The organism is Variovorax sp. RTB1, assembly GCF_035018765.1.
GTDB lineage: Bacteria > Pseudomonadota > Gammaproteobacteria > Burkholderiales > Burkholderiaceae_C > Variovorax.
Genome location: NZ_JASJXG010000004.1, coordinates 26,332 through 42,512, shown reverse-complemented (window position 1 = coordinate 42,512; position 16,181 = coordinate 26,332). Strand labels below are relative to the sequence as shown.

The window sequence follows — 16,181 nt, the reverse complement described above, 5'->3', positions numbered from 1 at the left end:
TTGCAGAAAGGTCGGCACGCCCGTCACGCTGCCGCAGCGGCGCGCCCAATGTCGCCGGCATCGGCCAAGTCCCAGGCTTTCCAGCACAACGCCATCAGTTGGCGGCTGCGTTCCGGGGCCAGGATGCCGTCGGTCAAACCGGTGAACTTGTCCTCCAGCTGGGCATCGGACATAGGATGGTCCTGACTGCCCACGGCGTGCTCGATGAACTGGTGCAACTTACGGCCGTCGGTGAGCGTCACGGTCATATCGACCTGGTCCGGCTTGATCGCGTTGTCGACGCTCACCGCCACTTTGTTGCGCACCGCCAGCACCGTCGGATCGTTGACGGCCGAGTCCCTGAACGCCTGGTCGCCGCCCCGCCCCGTCACCAGTGCCACGGCGACAGCGTGATAGACGCTGAACTTGCCTTCGAGGCCGGTGCGCGGTTCCGTCTTGCCCATCAGGTTGAGCACCAGCGGATGCGCCTTCAGTTCCACCGACGCGATCTGCTCGGGCTTGAGCGCATGGGCCGCGCGCAACTGGATCGCCGCATCGATGGCGGGATGCGCCACGATGCCGCACGCGAAGGGCTTGTAAGTGTTGAGCGCCAGCTCGTAACGCTCGCCCAATCCCCCGGTGACCTGGGTCCAGTCATGGCGCGTGCTCATGGCTTGGCCCCAGCCATCGAAACCCTCGATGGCGACTTCAGAGGCGGTGAAGCCTTGTTCTGCCAGCAGTGCCGACAGCATCCCGTTCTGCGCCGCCTTGCCAGGATGAAAACTCTTGGTGTCGGAACCGAACTGCACCTTGAGACCGACCGGTTGCGACGCGGCGTTGCCGAGCGCCCAAGCCATGCGTTTTTCGTCGAGCTTGAGCAGGCGCCCGATGGCGGCAGCAGCGCCGAACACGCCGGTGGTGCCGGTGATGTGCCAGCCCATCGCATAGTGTTCGGGATAGACAGCGTTGCCCATGCGGCATTCGATCTCGCAGCCCAGCACCAGCGCGTTCATGAAGTCGGCGCCGGAAACCGGCCGGTATTCGGCAAAGGCCGTCAACGCCGAAGCGACCGGACCGGCCGGATGGATGATGGTTTTCAGGTGCGTGTCGTCGTAGTCGAGCACGTGCGAGCTGATGCCGTTGACCAGTGCGGCCTGCATCGCGTCCAGACGTTCTGTTCGACCGAACAGGCTGGCCTGCGGCGGACCGGAGAACGGCTTGAGCGCCGCCGCTGCATGCGTGGGCGCATTCTGCTGCGAGCCGCCGACCGCGCAACCGACCCAGTTCAGCAGCGTCCGAGTCGCCTCCTTGCGCACCGCTGCCGGTATCTGGTCGACCGTGGCTGTTGCGGCGTAGCGCGCCAGGATGTGCGTCACCGGCGATGCCGCCGGACCCTTGGGCGCCGCGCTCAATGTCGGCGCGGGGGCTGGCGCCGGGACGCCCGTCGACGCTGCGGCCGGCTGGGCGCGCGATGTCGAAGCGGCCAAGCCGGTGAGCAATGCGGTACCGGATGCAAGCAGCAACTGGCGTCGGTCTTTCAAGATCATGCGATGTTCCCTAGGGCGTTTGATGTCATCGAGTGGGCGATGCTCACTTGCATCAGGCTTTGGCTTCGAGCCACGACGGTTTGCGCTTTTGCAGAAAAGCCTGCACGCCCTCGCGCCCCTCTTCGCTGGCGCGAATATCGGCGATGCACTCGACGGTTTTGGCGATCAGCGCAGCGTCGATGTCACGACCCGCCACGTCGGCGATCAGTTGCTTGCCGGCGCGCACGGCGGCCGGGCTGGCGCTGAGCAAGGCCTTGAGCAACTCGTCGACCTTGGCGTCGAGCGCATCGGCCGCCACCACCTCGTGCACGAAGCCGATGCGATGCGCCTCGGCGGCCGTGAAGCGCTCGGCCGTCAAGAAGTAACGCTGCGCCGCGCGCGTCCCCATGGCGCGAATCACGTAGGGGCTGATGGTCGCGGGGATCAGGCCGATCTTCACTTCGCTCAGGCAGTACCAAGCCGTGTCCACGCTCACCGCCATGTCGCAAGCCGCGACCAGCCCCATGCCGCCGGCGTACACATCGCCCTGCACCCGCGCGATGGTCGGCTTGGGGCACTCGGCGATCACGCGCAACATCTCGGCCAACTTGCCGGCATCGGTGACGTTTTCATCGCGCGAGTAGTCGGCCATGCGGCGCATCCAGTTCAGGTTGGCGCCGGCGCAAAACGCCGGTCCGTTGGCGCCGAGGACGATGGCCTTGACGTTCGCCATCGCGCCGGCTTCGGCGAAAGCTTGCGTCAGCTCGGCGATCACGGTGTCGTCGAAAGCGTTGCGCGTGTCGGGCTGGTCGAGCCAGATGCGGGCGATGGGGCCGTCCGTCGTGAGGGTCAGTTTGGTGAAATCGTTCATCTGCGCTGTTTCGCCTCGATTTGCAGAAGATGGGCCCAGTCGAGCGACGGGCCGGGATGACCCATCGCCGTCACGCCCGCAGTGAGCTGGCCGCGGTGGTGGGTTGCGTGGTTGAAAACGTGACCAAGGGCCGGCGCGTAAGGAATGCACACAGCCTCGCCGTCGGTACGGGTGTACACGAGATCACCGTCCAGACGCGTGGCATCCATCGTCTCCGCCCATGGCGCCCAACGGTCCACCGCAGCCGCCAGCGCGGCGCAGAGCTCGGCTCGCTCGGTGTGCAATTCGGCATCGAGCGCGATGCGCAGCGCTGTGCTTTCTGCGAAGCGCGCGTACCAGATCGTGTCGGCCACCAGCAGGTGGTTCACGGTGCGGTGCACAGAGCCGAAGAACAGGCGCAAGTCGCGATGCCACTCGTCATCGCTCAGTCGCGCGAGGTCGTCCGCCAACAGCTTGTGGGCGGCCCACGCGTGGTAGCGCGCGAGCTGGATGAAGTAGTCCGGGAGCCGCATTGCGAGACTACATCCGGAAGATGCCGAACTTCGGTTCCGGTATCGGCGCATTGCGCGACGCCGCCAGCCCGAGGGCAAGCACACGCCGCGTATCCGCCGGATCGATGATCCCGTCGTCCCAGATGCGCGCCGTCGCATAGTAGGGATGGCCCTGCACTTCGTATTGCTGGCGCAGCGGTGCCTTGAAGGCTTCTTCTTCGTCGGCGCTCCATGTGCCGCCTTTGGCTTCGATGCCGTCGCGCTTGACGGTCGCCAGCACGCTCGCGGCTTGCTCGCCGCCCATCACGCTGATGCGCGCGTTCGGCCACATCCACAGGAAGCGTGGCGAGTAGGCGCGGCCGCACATGCCGTAGTTTCCCGCGCCGAAACTGCCGCCGATGATGATGGTGAACTTGGGCACGTTGGCCGTTGCAACGGCCGTGACCATCTTGGCGCCGTGGCGCGCGATGCCTTCGTTCTCGTACTTGCGGCCGACCATGAAGCCGGTGATGTTCTGCAGGAAGACGATCGGCGTCTTGCGGTGGCAGCACAGCTCGATGAAGTGCGCACCCTTCTGCGCCGACTCGCTGAACAGGATGCCGTTGTTGGCGATGATGCCGACGGGCATCCCTTCGATCTCGGCGAAGCCGCAGACCAACGTCGCGCCGAAGCGCTGCTTGAACTCGTGGAACTCGCTGCCGTCGACCACGCGCGCGATGATCTCGCGCACGTCGAAAGGCTTGCGCGTGTCGGTCGGGATGACACCGTAAAGCTCTTCTCGCGGGAAGTCGGGCGCACGCGGCGTGGCCGGTTCGGGCATTGCAGGCCGCGCCGCTTTGGCATTCAAATTAGCCACCGCCGACCGCGCCAGCGCCAGCGCATGCAGGTCGTTCTGCGCCAGATGATCGACCACGCCCGACAGCCGCGTGTGCACATCACCACCGCCCAGGTCTTCGGCCGTCACGACCTCGCCGGTCGCGGCCTTCACCAGCGGCGGGCCACCCAGAAAGATCGTGCCCTGGTTCTTCACGATGATGGATTCGTCGCTCATTGCCGGCACGTAGGCGCCGCCCGCGGTGCACGAACCCATGACCACGGCGATCTGCGGAATGCCCTGCGCGCTCATCTGCGCCTGGTTGTAGAAGATGCGGCCGAAGTGATCGCGATCGGGGAACACCTCGTCCTGGTTCGGCAGGTTGGCGCCGCCGGAATCGACCAGGTAGATGCACGGCAAGTGGTTTTGCTCGGCGATCTCCTGCGCGCGCAGATGCTTCTTCACCGTCAGCGGATAGTAGGTGCCGCCCTTCACTGTCGCGTCGTTGCAAACCACCATGCAGTCGATGCCGGCGACGCGGCCGATGCCGGCGATGAGGCCTGCGCCGGGGGCGGACTCGTTGCCCTTGGCGTCGAGGTACATGCCGTACGCGGCAAGCGGTGCGATCTCCAGGAACGGCGTGCCGGGATCGAGCAGTTCAGCGACGCGATCGCGTGGCAGCAACTTGCCGCGCGCGACGTGCTTGGCGCGAGCGGCTTCTCCACCGCCGGCCTCGACTTTGGCGAACTGTGCGTGCAGGTCGTCGACCAATGCGCGCATCGCGACGGCGTTGGCCTGAAAGTCGGCGGAACGGGCGTTGAGTTTGGTTTCTAGCTTGCTCATGCGGTCTTCTCTTCGTTGAGGCCGAGGCGCTCTTTCATCTCATCGCGGATCTTGAACTTCTGGATCTTGCCGGTGACGGTCATCGGGAACTCGGTGACGAACTGGATGTACTTGGGCACCTTGTAGTGCGCGATCTGGCCTTTGCAGAAGTCGCGGATCTCGTCTTCGGTCGCGCTCTGGTTCGGCTTCACGATGACCCACGCGCACAGCTCTTCGCCGTAGCGCTTGTCGGGCAGGCCGACGACCTGCACGTCCTGCACCTTCGGGTGCCGGTACAGAAACTCTTCGATCTCGCGCGGGTAGATGTTCTCGCCGCCGCGGATCACCAGGTCCTTGATGCGACCGACGATGTTGACGTAGCCCTCGTCGTCCATCACGGCCAGATCACCGGTATGCATCCAGTGTTCGGCGTCGACGGCTTCGCGGGTGCGGGGTTCGTCTTCCCAATAGCTGTGCATCACCGAATAGCCGCGTGTCAGGAACTCACCTGACATGCCGCGCGGTACCGTCGCGCCGGTCTCCGGATCGATGATCTTGACTTCGATGTGCGGCTGCACCGTGCCCACAGTCGAAACGCGCTTGTCTTGCGGCGTGTCGGTGCTGCTCTGGCAACTCACCGGGCTGGTTTCGGTCATGCCGTAGGCGATGGTGATTTCGCCCAGGTGCATCTGGTCGACCACGCGCTTCATGACTTCGGTCGGGCACGGCGAGCCGGCCATGATGCCGGTGCGCAAGGTCGACAGGTCGAACTCGGCGAAGCGCGGATGGTCGAGCTCGGCGATGAACATCGTCGGCACGCCGTGCAGGCCGGTGCACTTTTCAGCCTGAACGGTTTCAAGCACCGTGAGCGGATCGAAGCCGTCGTTCGGATAGACGATCGTCGAGCCGTGAGTCAGCGCCGCCAGGTTGCCCAGCACCATGCCGAAGCAGTGGTACAGCGGAACCGGAATGCACAGCCGGTCGTGCGGACTGAGCTTCATGCACTCGCCGATGAAGAAGCCGTTGTTCAGGATGTTGCGGTGCGTGAGCGTCGCGCCCTTGGGGAAGCCGGTGGTACCGCTGGTGAACTGAACGTTGATCGGATCCGTAGCCTTCAACGTCTCGGCGATCTGCGCGATGCGCGGGTCGTCGGGGTTACCGCTGGCGAGCAGGGCTGAGAAGCGCTGCATGCCGGGTTGATCGGCATCGCTTGACTTGTCGATCCACACGGTGTGCTTCAGCAATGGCAGCCTGGCTGACCCAAGTTCGCGCAGCATGCCGAGGTAGTCGCTGGTCTTGAATTGCGCCATCGTGACCAGCGCCTTCACGCCGACCTTGTTGAGCGCGTATTCCAACTCCGACGTGCGGTACGCCGGGTTGATGTTGACCAGGATGAGCCCGACCTTGGCAGTCGCGATCTGCATCAGCACCCACGGCACGTTGTTGTGCGACCAGATGCCGATGCGGTCGCCCGGCACCAGGCCGAGGTTCAGCAGCGCGCTGGCGAGGCGGTTCGATTCGGTCTGCAGTTCGCGGTAGCTGAAGCGCCGGGCTTCGTGACGGCTGACCAGGGCTTCGTGGTCGGGTTGCGAAGCGACCATGTTGTCGAGGAACGCGCCGATGGGCTGCTCGATCAGCGGGACATCGGTCGCGCCTTTTGCATAACTCAGGTTCGATGTCATGGCCCGCCCTCAGGAGGTCTCTGCGAACAACTCGCGCCCAATCAGCATTCGCCGCACTTCACTCGTCCCCGCGCCGATCTCATACAGCTTCGCGTCGCGCCACAACCGCTCCACCGGAAAGTCCTTCGTGTACCCCACGCCGCCCAGCGCCTGGATCGCCTCGCCGGCCATCCACGTCGCCTTCTCGGCCGAATACAGAATCGCGCCGGCCGCATCCTTGCGAAAGGTGCGCGCGTGCTCGTTGCGGTCGCAGGCCTTGCCGACCGCATAGACGTAGGCGCGCGTGGCCTGCCAGGTCGAGTACATGTCGGCCAGCTTGCCCTGCATCAACTGGAACTCGCCGATGCTCTGGCCGAACTGCTTGCGGTCGTGGATGAAGGGCAGCACCGCGTCCATGCACGCAGCCATGATGCCGAGTGGGCCGCCGGACAGCACCGCACGCTCGTAGTCGAGGCCGCTCATCAGCACCTTGGCGCCCATGCCTTCGCCGCCCAGCACGTTCTCGGCGGGCACTTCGCAGTTGTCGAAGAACAGCGGGTAGGTGTTGCTGCCGCGCATGCCCAGCTTGTCGAGCTTGGTGCCGGCGCTGAACCCCTTGAAGTTCTTCTCGACGATGAAGGCCGTCATGCCGCGGGCGCCCATCTCGGGCTCGGTCTTGCCGTAGATAACCAGCGTGTCGGCGTCGCCGCCGTTGGTGATCCACATCTTGCCGCCGTTGAGCACGTAGTAGCCGTCCTTCTTCTCGGCCCTGAGCTTCATGCTGATGACGTCGGAGCCAGCGTTGGGCTCGCTCATCGCCAGCGCGCCGACGTGCTCGCCGCTCACCAGCTTGGGCAGGTACTTGTTCTTTTGAAAGTCGGTCCCGTTGCGGTGGATCTGGTTCACGCACAGGTTGGAGTGCGCGCCATAAGAGAGGCCAACGGACGCCGACGCGCGCGAGACTTCCTCCATCGCAACGATGTGCGCGAGGTAGCCGAGTTCGGTGCCGCCGTATTGCTCTTTGACCGTCATGCCGTGCAGGCCGAGAGCGCCGAGCTTTTGCCACAGGTCGTGTGGAAAAAGGTTCTCGCTGTCGATGGCCGCGGCGCGCGGCGCGATTTCTGCGGCGGCGAACGTCTGGATGGCGTCGCGCAGCGAATCGATGGTGTCGCCCAGGTCGAAATTGAGGCCGGGATCGTGCATGGGGTTTGTCTCCTGTGACACCGCAGCTTACGCCCGCACGATCCTCAATTGGCGCCACAATGGTTGCAAATCGTGCCACATGAAGGCATCCATACCATGTCCTCCCCTTCGTTCCTGAGCCCCGCCCGCGCCGCCACGCCGATGGCTTTCGTGCGAGCGATCGTACGAGGCTACGAGCGCTATGGCGTCGACTCGGCGGGCGCCCTGCGCGCGGCACAGATCGCGCCGCGCGATGTCGCCAGACCAGGTGCCCGCGTCACGGCAGTGCAGTTCGAAACGCTCAACGCGCACGCGATGCAGGAGCTCGACGACGAAGCGCTGGGATGGTTCACCCGCAAGCTGCCCTGGGGTAGCTACGGCATGCTGTGCCGTGCCTCGCTGGGCTCGCCCGACTTGGGCCTGGCCATCAAGCGCTGGTGCCGTCACCATCGGCTGTTGACCGACGACATCGCGCTCGACCTGCAGGTAACGGGCGGCGTGGCGACCTTGTCGATCACCGAACAGCGGCCGCTCGACAAGGCGTTCCGCGAGTTCTGCCTGGTGTCGAGCCTGCGCTTCCTGCATGGCTACGCTTGCTGGGCGATCGACTCGCGCATCTCGCTGCGCCACGCGACCTTCCCTTTCGCAGCGCCATCCCACCGCGACGCCTACGCGTTGATGTTCGCTGGCGACGTGCGGTTCGATGCGGCCCGTGCCAGCTACAGCTTCGACGAGCGCTACCTTGCGTTGCCCCTGCAACGCGACGAGCGCGCGCTGCGCACCATGCTCAAGCGTGCGCTCCCGCTGACGGTGCTGCAGTACCGGCGCGACCGCCTGCTGGGACAGCGCGTGCGCGAGCTGATGCGCGGGCCGGCCGATAGTGAAGCGGGATCGCACGCTACGGCGCCGCGTGCTGCATCGAACACCGCCGACGCGCTGGCATCTGCGCTCAACGTATCGGCCCGCACCTTGCATCGCCAGTTGAAGGACGAAGGCACGTCGCTGCAGTCGATCAAGAACGAGGTGCGTCGCGACGAGGCGCAACGGCAATTGCGCCGCACGACAAAGCCGATCAAGCAGATCGCGCTGGCAGTGGGCTTTCGCAACGAGAAAAGCTTCGCGCGCGCGTTCCGCGACTGGACCGGCATGACACCGGGAGCGTTTCGGCGACCCGCCGAATAGTCGGATTACTCCGTCCTGATGTCTTCAGGCGATCGGGTCGATGCCGGCGAGCGCGTCGGCGATCGGTTGCGCCTCGGTCGGCCGCACCAGTCGCGCCACTTCGCGTCCGTCCTGCAGAAAGATCAGCGTCGGCCAAAGCCGGACGTTGAACGAGCGGCCGAGAGGCCGGCCGCTGCCGTCTTCGACCTTGATGTGTTCGACATGCGGATGGCCGGCGAACGCTTCGACGATGACGGGCTGCGCCGCCTTGCAGATGCCGCACCAGTTGGTGCCGAACTCGACGACCGCAGCGCCCTTCAGCGCATCGATGGCGGTGCGCTCGGGTTGTTGGGTCTGGTAGGCGGAGGGGGTGGTCATGACGTTCCTTTCTGGCAACGAACTCATTGCACCAGAAAGGCGGGGGCTCCGCACGTCAGCGGGGCGCCCGCCAGGCGGCCAGCACATCGGGTAATTGCGACATGTCGGTGAACACCACGCTGGCGCCGACGGCGCGCATCGCGTCGGGGTCGCTGTGGCCGAGCCCCGCCATGCCGGGCGGGCTGTAGCCGAACACCGTGGCACCGGCCGCTACGCCCGCGGTCACGCCGGTGACGGTGTCTTCGACGACGGCGCAGCGGACCGAGTCGGCGCCCAGCGCGGCGGCCGCCGCCAGGTAGACATCCGGAAACGGCTTGCTGCGCGGCGTGTCGTGGCCGCTGAAGACGCGGCCGGCAAAGAAGTCGTGCAGACCGACCTTGACCAGCTGGAACTCGACCTTGTGCAGATCGGCCCCTGAAGCGCAGGCGATACGCCCGCCCGCCAGCGCATGCACCCGTCGCACAGCATCGACCGCGCCGGGGATGGCGAGCAGATCGGCATGCAGCGCGATGTTGCGGCGCTCGCGAAAGCCGGAGAGCCATTCAGGTGTGATGGCGAAACCGGTGCGCGCCTCGATCAGCGCGGCTTCATCCCTGACGGCCTTGCCAGTGAAAGTCCGCATCGATTCTTCGGTGCTGAGCTTCCAGCCCAGCTCGCCCAGCATTTCGGCGAGCACGCGATTGGTGATGGGCTCGGAGTCGACCAGCACGCCGTCGCAGTCGAACAGCACCGCATCGAAGGGGAGGTCACTCATGGAGCGATGACCGATCAGTACCGCGTGCCGTCGACGTAGTACCAGCGCTCTTCCTCGCGAACGAAGCGGCTGCGCTCGTGCAAACGGGTGGCGACGCCGGCAGCGTCGCGCTGGCGCGCCACGAACTCGACTTCGGCATGGTCAGCGTCGAGCACGGAGCGCGAGCGCACGTCGAGTCCGAGCCATTTGACGCCGGGCTCGAAGGTGACTTGCGACGGCCGGTGGCCCTGCGCCCACGTGGCGAGCAGGTAGTCGGCGCGTTCGTTGACGAAGGCGGTGTAGCGCGAGCGCATGAGCGATTCGGCGTCGGGCGCGGGCGTGATGTCGAAGTCGTCGAGGTAGCGCCCGCAGCACAGGGCGTAGGTAAACGGCTTCTCGCGGCGGTCGCGACGGCCGCAAGGACAGGGGGCGGGAGGGGGCGTGGTGGCGCTCATGAGGTCCTCCATTGGAACACCCCGCGCACCCTGCTCGCCAGCCACCCCGTCGGGCACCCGTTAAAGCTCAGGCCAATGCCCGCTGGATGATCAGCTTCTGGATGTCCGAGGTGCCTTCGTAAATCTGGCAAACGCGCACGTCGCGGTAGATGCGTTCCAGAGGAAAGTCGTTCACATAGCCGTAACCGCCGAGCGTCTGGATGGCCGCGCTACAGACTTTTTCGGCCATTTCGCTGGCGAAGAGCTTGGCCATCGCGGCTTCTTTCAGGCACGGCAGGCCGGCGTCGCGCAGGCTCGCTGCGTGCCAGATGAGCTGGCGCGCGGCTTCGAGCTGCGTGGCACATTCGGCCAGCCGAAAGCCCACGGCCTGCTGTTGGAAGATGCTGCCGCCAAAGGCCTGGCGATCCTTGGCATAGGCCAGCGCCACGTCGAACGCGCTGCGCGCCATGCCGACGCTCTGCGCGGCAATGCCGATACGGCCACCTTCGAGCCCGCCCAACGCGATCTTGTAGCCCTCGCCTTCTTGCCCGATGAGGTTTTCAGCCGGGATGCGGCAGCCGTCGAAATTGATCTGCGCCGTGTCGCTGGAGTGCTGGCCGAGCTTTTCTTCGAGCCGCGCGACGTTGTAGCCCGGCGCATCGGTCGGCACGATGAACGCGCTCATGCCGCGCTTGCCGGCACCCCTGTCGGTGACCGCGATGACGATGGCCAGCTGGCCGTTCTTGCCGCTGGTGATGAATTGCTTGACGCCGTCGATCACGTAGCCGTGGGCATCCTTGCGCGCGGTGGTGCGCAGGCTCGACGCGTCGCTGCCAGCCTGCGGCTCCGTCAGGCAAAAGGCGCCGAGCATGTGGCCCTGCGCCAGTGGCTGCAGCCACTTCTTTTTTTGCTGCGCGTTGCCGTAGCGCATGAGGATGGCGTTGACCGGGCAATTGGTCACGCTGATGGCCGTGCTGGTGCCGCCATCGCCAGCCGCGATTTCTTCGAGCACCAATGCCAGCGTGACGTAGTCGAGCCCGGCGCCGCCGTCTTCTTCGGGCACGCAGATGCCGTAGGCGCCGAGTGCGGCGAGGCCGGCGTGCGCCGCCTTGGGGAACGCGTGCTCGCGGTCCCATGCAGGCGCGTGCGGCCACAGTTCGGCCTGCGAAAAATCGCGTACCGCGTCGCGGATCGCTTCCTGGTCGGGGGTCAGCAGCATGTCGTGTCTCCGAGATCTGTTATTTGCCCGCGCCGAGATCCATGATCATCCGCGCGGTCATGTAGAGCCGACGCGGAATGGCGTCGATCATCACGTACTCGGCCTTGTCGCTGTGATACCCGGAGCCTGGCAGTCCCATGCTCTCGATCACCGGCTTGCCCGACAGCGCTGCGTAGGCCGCATCGGTGCCGCCGCCGGTACGCTCTTCGATTTCGACCATGCCGCCAGCTTCACGATAGAAGCCGGCAGCCTTTTCGACCAGCTTCCTGCCGCCCTCGCCCGCGTTGAACGCCGGGCGGCCGCGGGTGACGACGATTTCAACCTCGGAGCCGGACACCTTCTTGTTCTGCGCCCGCTCTTCGAGCGTCTTCATCGCCGCTTCGAAATCTTCGTTGCGCGCATAGCGCACGTCGGCATTCAGCGTGGCGCTGTCGGGGATGACGTTATTGACGGTGCCGGCCTTGGCGATGGTCCAGTTGAAGCGAAGGCCTTTGGATTTGTCGTCGATGTCCATCGTGCGCAGCACCAGGTCCGATGCCTCGACCAGCGCGTTGACACCCGCTTCTGGCGCCTCGCCCGCGTGCGAGGTCTTGCCCTTGATGTTGGCCTGCACATAGGCGATGCCCGAGGTGCCGAGCGTCATCTTTTCGACCTCGGCGCTGGTCGGCTCGAACGACAGCACGTAGTCGGCCAGCCGCGCCTCCTGCTCGATCAACTCGCGCGACCCGAAGGAGCCTTTTTCTTCGTCGGTATTGAATAGCACGGTGATGATGCCGTAGTCGCGCACGCCATAGTCCTTCAGCAGTTTGAGCGTGTGCAGGATGACAGCGGTGCCGCCCTTGTCGTCGGCGATGCCGGGGCCATAAGCGCGCGCGCCTTCGAGGCGAAACGGCGACTTGGCCAAAGTGCCTTTCGGGTAGACGGTGTCCATGTGCGAGAGCAGCAGAAGGTTCTTGCCGCCCTTGCCTTTCAGCTTGCCGACGAGGTTGTCACCGACCACGCCAGCGGCCGCCTTGCTGCGCGTCACGCTGAAACCCAGCGCTTTCAGTTCGCCTTCGAGCAGATTGCCGACCGCGGCGATGCCCTGGGCATCACCCGTGCCGGTCTCGATGTTGACCAGGCGCTGCAAGGTCTTGAGCACAGCCTGCTGCTCTGCCGTGGCGGCATCGAACAGTACGTTGTCTCGCCTCTGCGCGAACGCCGTTGTCTGCACGAACACGCCCGCAAGCACGATGGCGAGGATGGCGACCAGGCTTCGCTTCAAGCACGAACCCATTCAGATCAGTTCGATCGCGACCGCGGTGCCTTCACCGCCGCCAATGCACAGCGTCGCGACGCCGCGCTTCTTGCCGCGCGATTGCAGCGCATGGATGAGCGTGACCATGATGCGAGCGCCGCTCGCGCCGATCGGGTGGCCCAGCGCGCAGGCGCCGCCGTGCACGTTGACGATGTCATGCGCGACGTCGAGCTCTTTCATGAGCGCCATCGGCACCACGGCGAAGGCCTCGTTCACTTCCCACAGATCGACGTCTTTCACGCCCCAGCCGGTCTTCTTGAAAAGCTTGGCGACAGCACCGACTGGTGCGGTCGAGAACCACTCGGGTTGCTGTGCATGGGTCGCGTGACCGACCAGCCGTGCGATCGGCCTGGCGCCGATCTTCTTTGCATGTGACTCGGTCATCATGACCAGCGCCGCAGCGCCGTCGTTGATCGAAGAGCTGGATGCGGCGGTGATGGTGCCGCCGTCTTTCTTGAAGGCCGGCTTGAGCGTGGCGATCTTGTCGAGCTTGACCTTGCCCGGGCCTTCGTCGATGGCGACGATCGTTTCACCGCTGCGGCCCTTGACCGTTACCGGTGTGATCTCGGCCTTGAACAAGCCATCGGCCGTGGCGTGGCGCGCGCGCTCCACGCTGGCGGTGGCGAAGGCATCCTGCTGCTCTCGGGTGAAGTTGTACTTGGCTGCGCAGTCTTCACCGAAGGTGCCCATCGAGCGACCCGGCTGGTAGGCGTCTTCCAGGCCGTCGAGCATCATGTGGTCGAAGATGCGGTCGTGGCCCATGCGGTAGCCGCCACGACCCTTGAGCATCAGGTAGGGCGCATTGGTCATGCTCTCCATGCCGCCCGCGACCATGACGTCGTGCGTGCCGGCCAGCAGCATGTCGTGCGCGAACATCGCGGCCTTCATGGCCGAGCCGCACATCTTGCTGAGCGTGACGGCCCCCGCGCTATCGGGCAGGCCGCCCTTGTAGGCCGCCTGGCGTGCCGGTGCCTGGCCTTGGCCAGCCATCAGGCAGTTGCCGAAGAGCACTTCACCGACCGTGGCGGCGTCGATGCCGGCGCGCTCGACAGCTGCCTTGATGGCGGCACCACCAAGATCGTGCGCGGCGAGTGAAGAAAAGTCGCCTTGAAAGGCGCCCATGGGGGTGCGGGCGGCGCCGACGATGACGATGGATTCGGACATGAGGATCTCCTTAGAGGAACGGCCAGCCAGCCGCGGGTTTATGGATCGAGTAACAGGCCGCGTCGCGCTGATCGGCAGGATGAGGTCAGCCGAAAGAGCGCGAGTGCGTCGGCCGGCGGATCAGCCGGTCGCCTTGGCCGTGTCGGGCGCCGGCGCAGTGCTGGTCTCCGGCGGCCTGCTCCACTTGTAGCGAATACGCTGCACCGCAGCGCGGTACTGATTGTCGAGTGGCTTGCTGCCGTCGACGTCGAAGCCCAGGTCTTGCAGCAAGCCGTCGTGCACGCCGAAGGTCCAGCCATGCACCCGCACCGACTGGCCGCGGCTCCAGGCGTCGACCATCACGGTGCTGACCGACACGTTGACCACCTGCTCGGCGACGTTGAGTTCGCACAGCGCATCGGCCCGGACTTCCGGCGGAAAGGTTTCGAGCATCACGCGGTGCCGGTCGCGCACGTCCTGGATGTGGCGGATCCAGTTATCGGCAATGCCGATGCGCGCGCCCTCCAGCGCGGCCTGTACGCCCGAGCAACCGTAGTGACCCACCACCATGATGTGCTCGACCTTCAGACGCTCCACGGCGAACTGGATCGCCGACAGCGCGTTCAGGTCGGAGTGGACGACGATGTTGGCGACGTTGCGGTGCACGAAAACCTCGCCCGGCTCCAGCCCGGTGATCTGGTTGGCCGGCACCCGGCTGTCGGAGCAGCCGATCCACATGTAGCGTGGCGTCTGCTGCTTCACCAGGCCGGTGAAAAAGCCGGGCCGGTCGCGTTCCATTTGTGCAGCCCAGGACCGGTTGTGGGCAAAGAGGTCTTCGAGTGATTCAGGCATGGCGATATTGTGGCTAAGGTAAGGGTTCAACGGGAAGGTTCAGCGGCCAGGAACTTTGCGGGAACGTGCCAGGGTGGCCCGCGCTTTTTTCTCGTGGGCACGCACTTCTTCGAGGTTGGCCTGCAGCTCACCCAGTTGCGCTTCGAGCTGCTCCCGGTGGCTGCCGAGCACACCCAGGAACTTTTCGAGTTGCGCCTCGGTGTCGCGCGGGCTGTCGTACATGTCGAGAATGTCTTTGGCCTCCGTCAGGCTCAGGCCCAGGCGCTTGGCGCGCAGCGTGAGCGTGAGCCGGGCCCGGTCGCGCGCGCTGTAGATGCGTTGCAAGCCGGAGCGCCCCGGTGCGAGCAGGCCCAGGTCCTCGTAGAAGCGGATGGCTCGCGTCGTGAGGTCGAACTCCTTGGCGAGCTCGCTGATGGTGAAGGTCTGCGTCGGCATGAAGAGAAAAGGACGTTCCGGCGGCGACAGCGGGATGGTCGCGCACTGCCTACAATGTGGCGTCACATCATGACGTTTACGTAAACGTCAATCTTACATGAACCTCCTAGAACGCGAACTCCATTACACCCTGGGCGACACCCTCCCCGAAGTCGGCGAGGCGCTCGCAGTGGCGCCCGGCGTGCGTTGGATTCGCATGACGCTGCCCTTCGCGCTCAATCACATCAACCTCTGGCTGCTGCGCGATTCCATCGACGGGGTCGAGGGCTGGACGGTGGTCGATTGCTGCATCGCTCGGGACGAGTCCCGCGCGCAGTGGGAGCAGATCTTCGAGACGCAGTTGCAGGGTATGCCGATCCTGCGCGTCATCGTCACGCACATGCACCCCGACCACATCGGTCTGGCCGACTTCATCTGCAAGCGCTGGAACGCGCCGCTCTGGATCAGCGCCACCGACTACAACGTGGCCCGCTTGCTCACGAGCAAAACCAGCAGCGACAGCGGTGCCGGCGGCGACATGGCGGCTGACTTTCTCGTCATGCATGGCGTGACGAATGCCGAAGTCATCGCGGAGATTCGCAGTCGCAACAGCTACTACGCCGACATGGTGCCCGCCGTGCCGGACACCTACGTGCGGATGATGGACGGCGACACCGTGATGATCGGCGGGCACGCATGGCGCTGCATCAGCGGTTACGGCCACGCGCCCGAACACATCGCGCTGTACTGCGCCGACCTCAACCTGCTGATCGGCGGCGACATGATGCTGCCACGCATCTCGACCAACGTCAGCGTGCATGCGGGCGAGCCGGAAGCCAACTCGCTGCGGCTCTTTCTCGACAGCATCGTCAAGTTCAACGTCCTGCCGGCCGACGCGCTCGGCCTGCCTTCGCACGGCAAGCCGTTCACCGGCATTCATCGCCGTGTGGAGCAGTTGCAGGAGCACCATCGCGACCGGCTGGCCGAACTGATGGAGGGGTGCGCGGAGCGTCCGCTGAGCGCGGCCGAGGGCATGCTCATCATGTTCAAGCGCGAGCTCGATTCGCACCAGATGACCTTCGCGATGGGCGAGACGGTGGCGCATCTGAACATGCTGATGTTCGAAGGACAGCTCAAGCGCACGCGCGGTGCCGACGGCGTCTACCGCTTCGGGCTTCCGACCACTTGAGTCCGCGCAACGCAG

At 65.3% G+C, this 16,181-nt stretch carries 16 protein-coding genes; 2 read left to right on the top strand and 14 right to left on the bottom strand.

Annotated elements, in window-relative coordinates; genetic code table 11:
* Nucleotides 1-23: 23 nt before the first annotated feature.
* The 6 genes from QN397_RS04065 to QN397_RS04040 are packed head-to-tail and all read right to left on the bottom strand — an operon-like array spanning nt 24 to nt 7,367.
* Nucleotides 24-1,526 carry an MmgE/PrpD family protein gene (locus QN397_RS04065; protein ID WP_323495773.1) on the bottom strand — a complete coding sequence of 501 codons (1,503 nt, stop codon included), beginning with the start codon at nt 1,524-1,526 and terminating at the stop codon, nt 24-26.
* A 52-nt stretch (nt 1,527-1,578) separates the two neighbouring features.
* A complete protein-coding gene (locus tag QN397_RS04060; RefSeq protein ID WP_323495774.1) occupies nt 1,579-2,376 on the bottom strand; it encodes an enoyl-CoA hydratase/isomerase family protein in 798 nt (265 codons plus the stop codon).
* Nucleotides 2,373-2,888 (bottom strand): DinB family protein, encoded by a 516-nt coding sequence (locus tag QN397_RS04055; protein WP_323495775.1) that lies wholly within the window; start codon nt 2,886-2,888, stop codon nt 2,373-2,375. Before QN397_RS04055 ends, QN397_RS04060 begins: the two co-directional genes overlap by 4 nt.
* Nucleotides 2,889-2,895: 7 nt before the next feature.
* Complete coding sequence (locus tag QN397_RS04050; RefSeq protein ID WP_323495776.1) at nt 2,896-4,524, bottom strand: carboxyl transferase domain-containing protein; 1,629 nt, start codon at nt 4,522-4,524, stop codon at nt 2,896-2,898.
* The gene (locus tag QN397_RS04045) at nt 4,521-6,185 is read right to left on the bottom strand and encodes an AMP-binding protein (protein WP_323495777.1); all 1,665 of its coding nucleotides are present in this window, start codon (nt 6,183-6,185) and stop codon (nt 4,521-4,523) included. Before QN397_RS04045 ends, QN397_RS04050 begins: the two co-directional genes overlap by 4 nt.
* Before the next feature lie 9 nt (nt 6,186-6,194).
* Nucleotides 6,195-7,367: an isovaleryl-CoA dehydrogenase gene (locus QN397_RS04040; protein WP_323495778.1), complete on the bottom strand. Its 1,173-nt coding sequence runs from the start codon at nt 7,365-7,367 to the stop codon at nt 6,195-6,197.
* Between the two features lie 96 nt (nt 7,368-7,463).
* Here QN397_RS04040 and QN397_RS04035 point away from each other — a divergent pair, with 96 nt between their 5' ends.
* Nucleotides 7,464-8,528, top strand: a complete 1,065-nt coding sequence (locus tag QN397_RS04035) for an AraC family transcriptional regulator (protein ID WP_323495779.1) — start codon at nt 7,464-7,466, stop codon at nt 8,526-8,528.
* Between the two features lie 24 nt (nt 8,529-8,552).
* Here the strand turns inward: QN397_RS04035 and QN397_RS04030 are convergent, their stop codons facing one another.
* From QN397_RS04030 to QN397_RS03995, 8 genes are all read right to left on the bottom strand, one after another.
* On the bottom strand, nt 8,553-8,885 hold the full coding sequence (locus QN397_RS04030; protein WP_323495780.1) for a thioredoxin family protein: 333 nt from the start codon (nt 8,883-8,885) through the stop codon (nt 8,553-8,555).
* 55 nt (nt 8,886-8,940) lie between these two features.
* Nucleotides 8,941-9,639, bottom strand: a complete 699-nt coding sequence (locus QN397_RS04025) for an HAD family phosphatase (protein WP_323495781.1) — start codon at nt 9,637-9,639, stop codon at nt 8,941-8,943.
* Between the two features lie 14 nt (nt 9,640-9,653).
* Nucleotides 9,654-10,073: a YchJ family protein gene (locus QN397_RS04020; protein WP_323495782.1), complete on the bottom strand. Its 420-nt coding sequence runs from the start codon at nt 10,071-10,073 to the stop codon at nt 9,654-9,656.
* A gap of 67 nt (nt 10,074-10,140) precedes the next feature.
* Nucleotides 10,141-11,271, bottom strand: a complete 1,131-nt coding sequence (locus QN397_RS04015) for an acyl-CoA dehydrogenase family protein (RefSeq protein ID WP_323495783.1) — start codon at nt 11,269-11,271, stop codon at nt 10,141-10,143.
* A gap of 19 nt (nt 11,272-11,290) precedes the next feature.
* Complete coding sequence (locus QN397_RS04010; protein ID WP_323495784.1) at nt 11,291-12,547, bottom strand: glutamate carboxypeptidase; 1,257 nt, start codon at nt 12,545-12,547, stop codon at nt 11,291-11,293.
* Nucleotides 12,548-13,732 carry an acetyl-CoA C-acyltransferase gene (locus tag QN397_RS04005; RefSeq protein ID WP_323495785.1) on the bottom strand — a complete coding sequence of 395 codons (1,185 nt, stop codon included), beginning with the start codon at nt 13,730-13,732 and terminating at the stop codon, nt 12,548-12,550.
* 120 nt (nt 13,733-13,852) lie between these two features.
* Nucleotides 13,853-14,563, bottom strand: coding sequence for a carbonate dehydratase (gene can / locus QN397_RS04000; protein ID WP_323495786.1), 711 nt, complete (start codon nt 14,561-14,563; stop codon nt 13,853-13,855).
* Nucleotides 14,564-14,602: 39 nt separating this feature from the next.
* Entirely contained in the window at nt 14,603-14,998 is a 396-nt protein-coding gene (locus tag QN397_RS03995) for a MerR family DNA-binding transcriptional regulator (protein WP_323495787.1), read from the bottom strand.
* A 97-nt stretch (nt 14,999-15,095) separates the two neighbouring features.
* Between QN397_RS03995 and QN397_RS03990 the strand changes: the two genes are divergently transcribed.
* Nucleotides 15,096-16,166, top strand: coding sequence for an MBL fold metallo-hydrolase (locus QN397_RS03990; RefSeq protein ID WP_323495788.1), 1,071 nt, complete (start codon nt 15,096-15,098; stop codon nt 16,164-16,166).
* Nucleotides 16,167-16,181: the final 15 nt, after the last annotated feature.

Excerpts from the sequence above, each read along its gene's own strand:
- QN397_RS04065 (WP_323495773.1), bottom strand. The coding sequence starts at position 1,526 with ATGATCTTGAAAGACCGACGCCAGTTGCTGCTTGCATCCGGTACCGCA.
- QN397_RS04060 (WP_323495774.1), bottom strand. The coding sequence starts at position 2,376 with ATGAACGATTTCACCAAACTGACCCTCACGACGGACGGCCCCATCGCC.
- QN397_RS04055 (WP_323495775.1), bottom strand. The coding sequence starts at position 2,888 with ATGCGGCTCCCGGACTACTTCATCCAGCTCGCGCGCTACCACGCGTGG.
- QN397_RS04050 (WP_323495776.1), bottom strand. The coding sequence starts at position 4,524 with ATGAGCAAGCTAGAAACCAAACTCAACGCCCGTTCCGCCGACTTTCAG.
- QN397_RS04045 (WP_323495777.1), bottom strand. The coding sequence starts at position 6,185 with ATGACATCGAACCTGAGTTATGCAAAAGGCGCGACCGATGTCCCGCTG.
- QN397_RS04040 (WP_323495778.1), bottom strand. The coding sequence starts at position 7,367 with ATGCACGATCCCGGCCTCAATTTCGACCTGGGCGACACCATCGATTCG.
- QN397_RS04035 (WP_323495779.1), top strand. The coding sequence starts at position 7,464 with ATGTCCTCCCCTTCGTTCCTGAGCCCCGCCCGCGCCGCCACGCCGATG.
- QN397_RS04030 (WP_323495780.1), bottom strand. The coding sequence starts at position 8,885 with ATGACCACCCCCTCCGCCTACCAGACCCAACAACCCGAGCGCACCGCC.
- QN397_RS04025 (WP_323495781.1), bottom strand. The coding sequence starts at position 9,639 with ATGAGTGACCTCCCCTTCGATGCGGTGCTGTTCGACTGCGACGGCGTG.
- QN397_RS04020 (WP_323495782.1), bottom strand. The coding sequence starts at position 10,073 with ATGAGCGCCACCACGCCCCCTCCCGCCCCCTGTCCTTGCGGCCGTCGC.
- QN397_RS04015 (WP_323495783.1), bottom strand. The coding sequence starts at position 11,271 with ATGCTGCTGACCCCCGACCAGGAAGCGATCCGCGACGCGGTACGCGAT.
- QN397_RS04010 (WP_323495784.1), bottom strand. The coding sequence starts at position 12,547 with ATGGGTTCGTGCTTGAAGCGAAGCCTGGTCGCCATCCTCGCCATCGTG.
- QN397_RS04005 (WP_323495785.1), bottom strand. The coding sequence starts at position 13,732 with ATGTCCGAATCCATCGTCATCGTCGGCGCCGCCCGCACCCCCATGGGC.
- can (WP_323495786.1), bottom strand. The coding sequence starts at position 14,563 with ATGCCTGAATCACTCGAAGACCTCTTTGCCCACAACCGGTCCTGGGCT.
- QN397_RS03995 (WP_323495787.1), bottom strand. The coding sequence starts at position 14,998 with ATGCCGACGCAGACCTTCACCATCAGCGAGCTCGCCAAGGAGTTCGAC.
- QN397_RS03990 (WP_323495788.1), top strand. The coding sequence starts at position 15,096 with ATGAACCTCCTAGAACGCGAACTCCATTACACCCTGGGCGACACCCTC.